Source organism: Streptomyces sp. NPDC006544, from assembly GCF_040611715.1.
Classification (GTDB): domain Bacteria; phylum Actinomycetota; class Actinomycetes; order Streptomycetales; family Streptomycetaceae; genus Streptomyces.
Window position 1 is genome coordinate 1 of sequence record NZ_JBEXOV010000080.1, and the last position, 10,812, is coordinate 10,812.

Below are 10,812 nucleotides of genomic sequence, written 5' to 3' on the forward strand. Positions count from 1 at the left end.
AGGTTCTCCATGATCTGCGTGTACGGGACGGAGGCGCCCAGACGGACCACGTCCTCGCCGACCTCCCACTCCCGCAGGAGACCGATGCGGTTCAGGTCCAGAAGGTACTCCGGCCGACGGTGGTCGAAGTTGATCTCGACCATCACATCGGTGCCACCCGCAATCGGCACAGCTGTGGGGTACTCGGCCTTAGCGGCGAGCGCCTCCTCCCAGCTGGCGGGGCGAAGGAAGTCCATGTGTGGCTCTCTTCTTCTCAATCGGGTCGTTCACTTCAAGCCAGGAGGCCCACGGGCCCTCGACTGGTCGTTCACGTGCTGTTAACGCGGTGTGGACTCAGTACACCGGCCGCCCCTCCCCCGGGTGCAGTCACCGAAACCATGAAGGAGTTGGCTGACGGCCTCCCTCGTCTTGTAGATTCGTATGAAAGGCAGGATGCGACGACCTGCCCGATTTCCAAGGGCAACATTCGAGACAGATCGGCGGCGACATCATGCGGCTTCGCGCACTGCTGGAGACCGAGGCGCTGGGGCTGCGGCTGCTCGGCGGCCAGGAAGAACTCGACCGGACGGTCCGCGGGGTCATGACGACCGACCTGCGTGATCCCAGCCGATACCTCTCCGGGGGAGAGCTCGTCCTCACTGGCCTGGCATGGAGACGAAATTCAGCCGACTCCGAGCCGTTCGTACGAATCCTCGCCGGCGCGGGCGTGGCCGGGCTCGCGGCGGGCGAGGCGGAGCTGGGTGACATCCCCGACGATCTCGTCTCGGCCTGTCTGCGCAACCGTCTGCCGCTGTTCGCCGTGAACGAGGACGTTGCATTCGCCACCATCACCGAGTACGTCGTGCGCCAGGTCTCGGGAGAGCGGGCGGGCGACCTCGCGGCCGTCGTCGACCGCCACCGCCGCCTGATGACGTCCGGGCCCGCCGGTGGGGGCCCCGACGTGGTGCTCGACCTGCTCACCACCGACCTCGACCTCCGGGCCTGGGTGCTCTCCCCCACGGGCCGGCAGATCGCCGGTGCCGGAGAACCGCTGGCACCGGGCGTCTGCGCGTCACTGGCGGGCGAGCACCTCGCGGCGGTCCGGACGGGCCGCCGGGGCCCGCACCGGATCTCCCTCCAGGGTATGACCTACTCCCTGTTCCCGATCAGGGGACACGGCCGGGGCGGGGCCGGCCAGGCCGTCCCCCGGGACGTGCGCGAGAGCGTGCTCTCCGACTGGCTGCTGGCCGTCGAGGCCGACGCGGGCGACTGGCCGGCCGAGCGGCTGGACCTGCTCCAGGGCGTCACCCAGCTGATCGCGGTCGAGCGGGACCGCCGCGACGCGGCGCGCACGGTGCGCCGCCGCCTCGCCCAGGAGGTGCTGGAGCTGGTCCAGACGGGCGCCCCGCCCGCCGAGATCGCCGCCCGCCTGCGGGTGGCCGCGCCGGTGCTCCTGCCGGGCCTGGGTTCCGCCCCGCACTGGCAGGTCGTCGTGGCCCGGGTGGACTGGGACGGCGGCGACATCGCCGGAGGCCCCGTGGCCCAGTCGGTGCTCGAGGAGATCCTCGTGGACCCCTCGGTCTCCGGGCCGGAGCCCTCGGACCGGATCGCCGTCGCGCACGCCGGGGACGAGGCGATCGCCCTCGTACCCCTGCCCGCACCGGCCGGTGAGCCCGGCGAGGAGAAGGGTCCCGACACCGCCCTGCACGCGGAAACGCTGCTCGCGGCGGTACGCGAGCCCCTGGCGGCCGGGCTCGCCGACGACGGCCGGCTCACGCTGGGCGTGAGCGCGGCCGTGCACTCCGCCGAGGGGCTCCGCGGAGCCCTGGAGGAGGCCCGGCACGCCCGCCGGGTCGCGGCGGCCCGTCCGGGCCGGGTCTGCGCGGCCGGGCACCACGAGCTGGCCTCGCACGTCCTGCTCCTCCCGTTCGTCCCGGACGACGTCCGGCGCGCCTTCACGGCCCGGCTGCTCGACCCGCTGCGGGACTACGACCGCCGCCACCGGGCGGAACTCATCCCCACGCTCGAGGCGTTCCTGGACTGCGACGGCTCGTGGACCCGCTGCGCGACGCGGTTGCACCTGCACGTCAACACGCTGAGGTACCGGGTCGGGCGAATCGAGCAGTTGACGGGGCGGGACCTTTCCCGGCTCGAGGACAAGCTCGACTTCTTCCTCGCCCTGCGGATGAGCTGAGGCTCCGCGCCTCCTGACCGGCCGGGGAGCCGGTCGGGATCCGGTACAGCTCCCCTCGGCGGCGGGTCGGGGCCGAGCGGGGCCGACTGATGATCCGTCCGGACTTTGTGAAAGAGTTCACCCGACCCCTTGGCCGAACCCGCCGATCCGTGCTCTCATTTCGCCCCAGGGCTCAACGACGTGCTGCTTGGTTGCTTTGGGGAGGGCAATGTGGCGGATACCGCCATGTCCGGTGCCGGAACTACCGGGGGAGACGACCCCCTCCAGCGGGCGATATGGCGGCTGCGCTCGCGCGGCTGTTGGACCGACGCGGCGGCCCTGCTGACGCCGCACTTGCACGATGCCGGAGCCGCCGTTCAGCGCACCGGGCTGCTGGTCGAACGCTGCCTGTTCACCGGGCAGGGATGGGCCGAGGCCGAGGACGCGCTGCGGATCGCCGAGGCGGTGGCCCGGGACGACGACGACCGGGGCGCGGCCGCGTGCGAACGCGGCCACCTGGCGTACGCGGCGACCGTGCTCGGCGTCCGCGACCGAGCGGACGAGGCCCGCTCCGCGCTGGGGCGGGCGGCGGCGCTGCTCACTCCGGGATCGCGGACCCGGCCGCTGCTGGACTTCCGGCGGGGCCTGGTCGCGGAGCACCTGGCCGACGCCCCGCAGTCCGCGCTGCCCGCGTACCAGCGGGCCCACGCCGGGGCGCTCGTCCACGGGGACACCCTCCTGCTGTCCTTCACGTGGCGCCACCTGGCGGCGCTGGCCCTGCGGGACGGGGAAGTGGCCGAGGCCCGCAAGGGCTTCGCGGAGTCCCTGCGCATCCGCGAGGACCTGGGCTTCCTGGTGGGCACGGCCCCGGCGCTGGCGGCCCTGGCGGAAGCGGAACCGGAGCCGGAGGCGGCCCGCCTGCGGGCCGAGGCCCGCAGGCTGTTCCACCTCCTGGGCGGCATCCCCACGTGGCTCGCCGACCAGCTCCACCCGGCCGTGCCTTCCTGACGCCGGGATCGTCCTGCGGGCGGTCCGGCCCCGCCGGACGGCCCGGTCCCAGGGGATCCCGGGGACGGACGGGCCCGGGCGGCGGCGCGGCCGGCCCCGCCGGCAGCCACCGGCAGCCGCCGCCGCGAGCACCGCGTCACAGGACGAAGTGGGACCGGATCAGGGATTCGGCGAGGGGGACGTCCCCCTCGGTCAGGGCGTCGAGCAGGGCCACGTGCTCCGCCGCGTCGGCGGCGAGGGCGCGGGCCCGGAGGTTCGAGGGGCCCGGTTCGGGCCACTGGGCGCGGCGGTGGAGGTCGGCCGCCACGAGCAGGAGCTGTCCGTTGCCCGCCAGCCCCAGCACCGCCCGGTGGAACGCCCGGTCGGCCTCCGCGTACCCCGCGTGGTCCCCCGACGCCGCCGTCCGCACCGCGGCCAGCGCCGCCGGGCGCAGCTCGGCCCACGTCGCCCGATCGGCCGTACGGGCCAGCCGCAGCATCACCGGGACTTCCAGCAGCGCCCGGACCTCGGCCAGTTCGGCCCGCTCGACCGGGGTCCGGGTCAGCACCCGGAAGCCCCGGTTCGGCAGGCATTCGACCGCGCCTTCCAGCGCCAGCTGCTGCATCGCCTCGCGCACGGGCGTCGCCGAGACCCCGAACCGCTCCCCCAGGGCGGGGCCGGAGTAGATCTCCCCGGGGGCGAGCCTGCCGTCGAACAGCGCCGCGCGCAGCGCGTCGAGGACCTGTCCGCGCACCGAATGGCGGGACACCTTCCGCGTCTGCTGTTCGGGAACCCGGGCTCGGGCCGTGTCACGCACTCGGTCCTCCTACGGGTCAAGGCCTGACCAGAGGGTATCCCGAACCCGCCGGAGGTCGAGTAAGGTAAGGCTAACCTGTTAACGATCGTGTGATTCGGTGGTCCCACCATGACCGTCATGGCCGTCAGCCCCGCCAGTGCGCCCGCCCCGGACGGCTCTCCCCCGGCGGACGCCTACGCACGGCTGACCCGGGCCTACGGCGGCCTGCGCGTCACCGAGCTCGCCGCCCACGAACCCTCCCCCCGCGGTGCGGGGTGGGTCGGCGCGGAGGAGCTCGCGGCGGGCGGCGAGGCCCTCGACGCGTTCCTCGCGTGGGACGACGCCCAGGTGCTGCGCGACTACGGGAGCCGGGCCCGGCCCGACGTGGTGGCGGGCTTCGGGCTGCACCGGTACGCGTGGTCCGCGTGCCTGCTGATCACGGCGCCCTGGTTCCTGGACCGCCGCGTGCCCCTGCTGCCCCCGGACGGCGTGTCCTTCCACCGGACCCAGGGCCGGATGGCCGTCCGCGCGGAGTCCTTCGCCTGCCTGCCGGACGATCCCGCCGCCGCGCTCCCCGGGGCGCGGGTCGTCCCGGACGAGGAGGCGCTGCGCGAGGAGGTGCGGGCCGCGGTGGCCCGGCACCTCGGGCCGGTGCTCGAGGGCTTCGGCCCACGCCTGCGGCGCGGCCGGCGGGCCCAGTGGGGCATGGTGACCGACGAGGTCGTCGAAAGCCTCTGGTACATCGGCCACCTGCTCGGCGAGGCCGAGGAGCGGCGGGCCATGCGCGAACTGGAGCTGCTCCTCCCCGGCACGACCGCCCCGTACACGGGCGGCGCCGGCTTCCGCCGCCTCGTGGGCCCGGACGGCCGGGAGCTGCCCACCCGCGACCGGGCGAGCTGCTGCTTCTTCTACACGATCCGCCCCGAGGACACCTGCGTGACCTGCCCCCGCACCTGCGACGCGGACCGCGTGGCGCGCCTGACGGAGCAGGCGGCCACGGCCGCCTGACCTCGTGGCGCCGCGCCCGCGCCGGCGGGTCCGGCCGGGCCCCTCCACCGATGGCCGAGCCGGCCGCCGTCGGCACACTGCCACCACCCCACTCACCCACTCACGCGGGGGCGCCACATCGCCTCCGTCGCCTGAACCCACCCGTCCGGCTGACCGCGAATCGAACTCAACTCGGTACTCACGAGCATGAGTTCGAATCCCAACACCCTATCCGGCGGGCTCCACCCCCCGATGGCGTCCACTTGACCCGAAACCCGCGTGTACCGCGCACCGGCTGCGCCACTATGGCGCCCGGAAAGCCGCACCGGCCACAAGCCGAAGAGCCGCATACGCGAGGCAAGGACATCCGCATGAGACTGACCGACATATCGCTGGACTGGCTGCTGCCCGGCAGCCTGCTGATCCTGGGCGTACTTGCGGCAGTGGCGGTGCTGGCCCGGGGCAAGCGCGAAGGCGACAAGGCCGCGGCGGCCGAGGACAGCTGGGAGCGCAGCGAGGAGCGGCGGCGGCGCAAGGAGGCCGTCTACGGGACCGCCTCCTACGTGCTGCTGTTCTGCTGCGCGGCGGTCGCCGCCGCGCTCTCCTTCCACGGACTGGTCGGCTTCGGCCGGCAGAACCTCAACCTCTCCGGCGGCTGGGAGTACCTGGTCCCCTTCGGCCTCGACGGCGCCGCCATGTTCTGCTCGGTGCTCGCCGTCCGCGAGGCCAGCCACGGCGACGCCGCCCTCGGCTCGCGCATGCTGGTCTGGCTGTTCGCGGGCGCGGCCGCCTGGTTCAACTGGGTGCACGCCCCGCGCGGCATCGGCCACGACGGGGCTCCGCAGTTCTTCTCCGGCATGTCGCTCTCGGCGGCCGTGCTCTTCGACCGCGCCCTGAAGCAGACCCGCCGGGCCGCCCTGCGCGAACAGGGCCTGATTCCGAGGCCGTTGCCGCAGATCCGGATGGTCCGCTGGCTGCGGGCCCCCCGCGAGACCTTCGGTGCCTGGTCGCTGATGCTGCTGGAGGGGGTGCGCACCCTCGACGAGGCCGTGGACGAGGTCCGCGAGGACAAGAAGGAGAAGGAACAGGACCGGCACCGCAGGCGCGAGCAACACCGTCTGGACCGGGCGCACATCAAGGCGCTCGGCCGGCAGAACCGGGCGTTCGGGCGCGTGGCCCGTGCCCGCCAGGTCGACATGCCGGGGCTGGCCCCCGGAACGGGCTCCGCGCCGGTCGGCGCGGAGCCGGCCATAGCGGACGCGGGTCAACTGCCCCTGCGCCGCCGGCCCTCCCTGCAGGCCGTGACGGGAGCGGACACCGCCGAGGCGGCCGGTAGTTCCCGGACGGTGGACCTCACCGCCGAGGACGACACCCAGACGCTCCCCCGGCTCGACTCGCTGGAGCGCAAACTGAAGGACCTGGAGCAGCAGTTCGGCTGACCGTGCCCCGGAGCCGGGAGCAGCCGCGCACCGCAGCCGCGGATGTCCGGACTTCCCGACTTCCGGCGCGGGTCCCGCCCGACCCTCAGGCGGAACCCGCATCGGTCCTGCTGTCCAGTTCGAACCACACCACCTTGCCCCCGCCCAGCGCCGGTGTCAGCGCGTCCACGCCCCAGGCGTCGGCCAGTTCCTCCACCAGCACCAGTCCCCTGCCGTGCGTACCGTCGTCGGCGGACGGTACGTGCGGCCGGGGCCTGCGGGCGGCGTAGTCCCGGACCTCCACCCGCAGGCGGGCGCGGGCCAGGGTCGCGGACACCTCAGCACCCTGATCGGTGTGCACGAGGGCGTTGGTGACGAGCTCGGTGACCAATAACTCGGCGACGTCGGCGGCCTCGAGCCGGCAACGGTGGCGCATCAACTCCCGCAGCGCCCTGCGGACTTCTCCCACGGCCCTGAGGTCCGCCCGGCGCACGCTGCGGGTGATCCCCGCCGGGTCCACCGCTCCCCCGTCCGCGGCCGCCGGTTCACGCGCCACCGGCCGCCCTCTCTTCCACGGCTTCCCGGTCTTCGCCCTCACCCGCACGGCGATGTACCTCCCCGTATGACCCGCTGCCGGACGGCCCGCCTCTCGAACAGGCCTACGGGATGCATGCCCTCTGAGAAATTCCGCACGCCTACGGGCTCAGGGGCGCGGCACGTTGCGGAGGTTGGATCGAGCCATCTGGAGCATCCGCCCGACCCCGCCGTCCAGCACGATCTTGCTGGCCGACAGTGCGAATCCGGTCACCATCTCGGCGCTGATCTTCGGCGGAATGGACAGCGCGTTGGGGTCCGTGACCACATCCACCAGGGCGGGTCCCTTGTGCTTGAACGCGTCCTTCAAAGCCGCCGTGAGCTGCTTGGGCTTCTCGACGCGGACGCCGTACGCCCCGGCCGCGCGGGCGACCGCCGCGAAGTCGGGATTCTTGTTCGTCGTTCCGTAGGAGGGCAGGCCGGAAACCAGCATCTCCAACTCGACCATTCCGAGCGATGAGTTGTTGAAGAGGACCACTTTGACGGGGAGGTCGTACTGCACCAGGGTGAGGAAATCTCCCATCAGCATGGAGAAGCCGCCGTCGCCCGACATCGACACCACTTGACGTCCGCGATCGGTGAACTGAGCGCCGATGGCCTGCGGGAGGGCGTTGGCCATCGAACCGTGGCTGAAGGAGCCGATGATGCGGCGCTTGCCGTTCGGGGAAAGATAGCGCGCCGCCCAGACGTTGCACATGCCCGTGTCGACGGTGAAAACGGCGTCCTCGTCGGCCAGTTCGTCGAGGACGGAGGCCACGTACTCGGGATGGATGGGCGTGTGCTTCTCCACCTTCCGCGTGTACGCCTTCACCACGCCCTCCAGCGCGTCCGCGTGCTTCTTCAGCATCCGGTCGAGGAAGCGGCGGTCCGATTTGGCCTTGACGCGGGTGTTCAGCGCGCGCAGGGTCTCCCGTACGTCGCCCCAGACCGCGAGGTCCAGCTTGGAGCGGCGGCCCAGGTGCTCGGGCCGGATGTCCACCTGGACGATCTTCACGTCGTCGGGCAGGAAGGCGTTGTAGGGGAAGTCGGTGCCGAGCAGGATCAGCAGATCGCATTCGTGCGTGGCCTCGTAGGCCGCGCCGTAGCCGAGCAGCCCGCTCATGCCGACGTCGTACGGATTGTCGTACTGGATCCACTCCTTGCCCCGCAGCGCGTGCCCGACCGGTGCCTTGACCCGGGCGGCGAACTCCATCACCTCGGCGTGCGCGCCGGCGGTGCCGCTGCCGCAGAACAGCGTGACCCTGTCCGCCTCGTCGACGAGCCGGACCAGCTTCTCGATCTCCCCGTCGCCGGGCCGCACCGTCGGCCGGGCGGTCACCAGGGCGTGCTCGATGCTCTTCTCGGGGGCGGGCAGGCCGGCGATGTCTCCCGGCAGGGAGATCACGCCGACCCCGCTGCGGCCCACGGCGTGCTGGATGGCGCTCTGCAGCACCCGCGGCATCTGCTCGGGGTTGGAGATCAGCTCGCTGTAGTGGCTGCACTCGGTGAACAGCCGGTCGGGGTGGGTCTCCTGGAAGTAGCCGAGGCCGATCTCGCCGGAGGGGATGTGCGAGGCCAGCGCGAGGACCGGGGCCATCGAGCGGTGGGCGTCGTAGAGACCGTTGATGAGGTGGAGGTTGCCGGGGCCGCAGGAACCGGCGCAGGCCGCGAGGGTCCCGGTGATCTGGGCCTCGGCTCCGGCCGCGAAGGCGGCGGTCTCCTCGTGGCGGACCTGGATCCAGTCGATGCCGCCGGTCCGGCGGATCGCGTCCACGACGGGATTCAGGCTGTCCCCGACGACTCCGTACATCCGCCGCACGCCGGCGCGCACGAGGATGTCGACGAATTGCTCCGCCACGTTCTGCTTGGCCATGGGGGAAACGCCCTTTCCGGTTCGGCTCTGCCGTCTGCGCCTCCCATCCATGCACGGTTCGCCCGGTCATGCCTCCCAGACGGCGGCGGCCGTGCGGTCGTCGGCGTAGCCCTTGAGGCGGAGCTGGACGTCGGCGAGGAAGGCCGCGAGACCAGGCGGGGGTCCCTCGGACCAGCGGGCGGCGAGCTCGGCGGACAGGGGCTGCTCCTCGCGCATCGGCTCGGCGAGGCCGCCGGAGCACAGGAGCAGGGTGTCGCCGGGGCGGGCCACGGAGGCCCGGAAGCGGAACCCGGTCTCCGTCGGCGGCGCCGCCTCCTCCTCCAGATCGCTCCACTGTCCGCCGCGCAGCCGGAACAGTCCGCCCGGGCCCGCCCCGAAGCAGACCCGGGTGTGGCACCCGGGATCGACCGGCAGCAGCACCCCGCGCAGCCCGGTCGTGCAGGCGTCCTCCGCGAGGCCCAGCTCGGCGGCGCGGGCGCGCAGCCGGCCGTAGCCCCGGTCGACGAGCCGCTGGAGTCCGGAGCGCAGGGCGTCGCGCCGCCCGGCGCGGATGTCCTCGGCCAACCGCTCCTGGCTGCGCCCGACGGCGCCGGCGACCAGGCGGCACATCTCGGCCGCGGCCGCCGCGGCGCCGGGCGCGGCCCGGTCCCCTCCGGCGAGCACGACCAGGACGAGGGCATCGGGTCCGCTGCCGAAGCGGGCGGTGAGCAGGAAGTCCCTCCGGGACTCGCCGCGGAACCGGGCGGAGTCCCCGCGCAGCGAGGCGGCGCGCAGGGTGTAGCCGCCGTACTGGGCCCCCTCGAGCACCGTGTCGGGGGTCAGCGCGTCGATCCCGGCCGGATCGGCGGCGGGCAGCGCGACGGGCTCGGCGGCGTAGGTGGGCGGCCGGTCCCCGAGGTGCGTGACCACTGGCCGTGGGGGGAGGGGGTACCGGAGCCCCGACGGGTCCGCCGGATCCCGGTCCGCCGGCCCGGCTGACGCGGCTGACCCGGCTGCTCCGGCTGCTCCGGCTGCGAGGCCGGGACCGGTGCGGGACCCGCCGCCGTCCACGCCGGATCGGGGCGCCCCTTCGGATCCGGCGGGAGCAGCGGACCCCGCCGATTCGGCGGGTCCGGCCGCTCGGCCCTGGCCGGCTGCGTCGGAGGGTCCGCCGAGCCGGCCCTCACCGTCGAGCCGGCGCCGGCTGTCGTTCGCGCCCGATCCATCCGGTCCGCCAGGTCCGCCCGGTCCGGGCTGATCGCTCCGACCGGCGAGTCCGCCCGGTTCGGCCCGGCCGGCCGCCTGCGGTAGGGAGCCGGAGCCTCGCTCCGGACCGGCCGAGCCCCCCTGCTGGGGAATCGGCACCACGGCGGGCGCGTCGTCCCCCAGCCTCCAACCCCGGGCGGACAGTTCCTCGGGGTCGTCGGCCGGCAGCGCGGGCGGGACGGCGACGTCCCCCAGCGCGTACCAGGTCTGCCCGCCCTCCCGCGGGTCCCGCGGCGGCGGCAGCAGCGACCCGGCGGATGCGGGGCCCGGCTCGGGCTCGGGCTCGGGCTCGGCGTACTCGGGCCCGGACTCCGGCTCCGCGTTCCCGGGCCCGGGATCGGAGGCGGTGTACACGGGCCAGGGCTCGGACACGGGGCCGGGGCCCAGATCGCGGTCAGAGCCGGAGCCAGGCCGAGGACCAGGGACAGAGCCGGGGCCGGACCGAGGACCGAGGACAGAGCCGGGGCCGGACCCAGGACCGAAGGCAGAGCTGCGCCCCGGCTCGGGCCCCGAGCCGGGGCCGCCCGACTCGGGACCGGAACCAGAGCCGGTCCCAGGGCCGGCGACTGCGGCACGGCCGGGCCCGGGCTGCCCGGAGCCGGGCCCGGGCCCGGAGTCGGGGTCCGGCCCCCGCGGCGGATCGGAGGCCCCCGCAGGGGCCGACGCCGGGGGCCCCGCGGCCGGTTCCGTCACCAGGACCGCCGCCGAGCGGAAGCGGTGGTCCAGCGTGTCCCGGGGATCCGGTTCCGGTCCCGTCTCGGGGTCCTCGTAGAGCTTCTGC

At 74.0% G+C, this 10,812-nt stretch carries 9 protein-coding genes; 4 read left to right on the forward strand and 5 right to left on the reverse strand.

Annotated features, from left to right (window positions below):
- On the reverse strand, nt 1-236 hold a 236-nt coding region (locus ABZY44_RS28700), incomplete at its 3' end, for an FAD binding domain-containing protein (protein WP_356658775.1).
- Between the two features lie 254 nt (nt 237-490).
- On the opposite strand from ABZY44_RS28700, the gene ABZY44_RS28705 reads away from it, so the two are divergent.
- Complete coding sequence (locus tag ABZY44_RS28705) at nt 491-2,173, forward strand: PucR family transcriptional regulator ligand-binding domain-containing protein (RefSeq protein ID WP_356658777.1); 1,683 nt, start codon at nt 491-493, stop codon at nt 2,171-2,173.
- 210 nt (nt 2,174-2,383) lie between these two features.
- Nucleotides 2,384-3,160, forward strand: a complete 777-nt coding sequence (locus tag ABZY44_RS28710; protein WP_356658779.1) for a hypothetical protein — start codon at nt 2,384-2,386, stop codon at nt 3,158-3,160.
- Between the two features lie 136 nt (nt 3,161-3,296).
- Here ABZY44_RS28710 and ABZY44_RS28715 read toward each other — a convergent pair whose 3' ends face one another.
- Entirely contained in the window at nt 3,297-3,956 is a 660-nt protein-coding gene (locus ABZY44_RS28715; RefSeq protein ID WP_356658781.1) for a GntR family transcriptional regulator, read from the reverse strand.
- A 117-nt stretch (nt 3,957-4,073) separates the two neighbouring features.
- Between ABZY44_RS28715 and ABZY44_RS28720 the strand changes: the two genes are divergently transcribed.
- Nucleotides 4,074-4,943, forward strand: coding sequence for a (2Fe-2S)-binding protein (locus ABZY44_RS28720; RefSeq protein ID WP_356658783.1), 870 nt, complete (start codon nt 4,074-4,076; stop codon nt 4,941-4,943).
- Between the two features lie 350 nt (nt 4,944-5,293).
- Entirely contained in the window at nt 5,294-6,361 is a 1,068-nt protein-coding gene (locus ABZY44_RS28725; RefSeq protein ID WP_356658785.1) for a DUF2637 domain-containing protein, read from the forward strand.
- 85 nt (nt 6,362-6,446) lie between these two features.
- Here ABZY44_RS28725 and ABZY44_RS28730 read toward each other — a convergent pair whose 3' ends face one another.
- The 3 genes from ABZY44_RS28730 to ABZY44_RS28740 form a co-directional block, all read right to left on the reverse strand.
- On the reverse strand, nt 6,447-6,896 hold the full coding sequence (locus ABZY44_RS28730; protein ID WP_356658787.1) for an ATP-binding protein: 450 nt from the start codon (nt 6,894-6,896) through the stop codon (nt 6,447-6,449).
- A 147-nt stretch (nt 6,897-7,043) separates the two neighbouring features.
- Complete coding sequence (locus ABZY44_RS28735) at nt 7,044-8,786, reverse strand: pyruvate dehydrogenase (RefSeq protein ID WP_356658789.1); 1,743 nt, start codon at nt 8,784-8,786, stop codon at nt 7,044-7,046.
- Between the two features lie 66 nt (nt 8,787-8,852).
- Nucleotides 8,853-10,385, reverse strand: coding sequence for a protein phosphatase 2C domain-containing protein (locus tag ABZY44_RS28740; RefSeq protein WP_356658791.1), 1,533 nt, complete (start codon nt 10,383-10,385; stop codon nt 8,853-8,855).
- Nucleotides 10,386-10,812 lie beyond the last annotated feature (427 nt).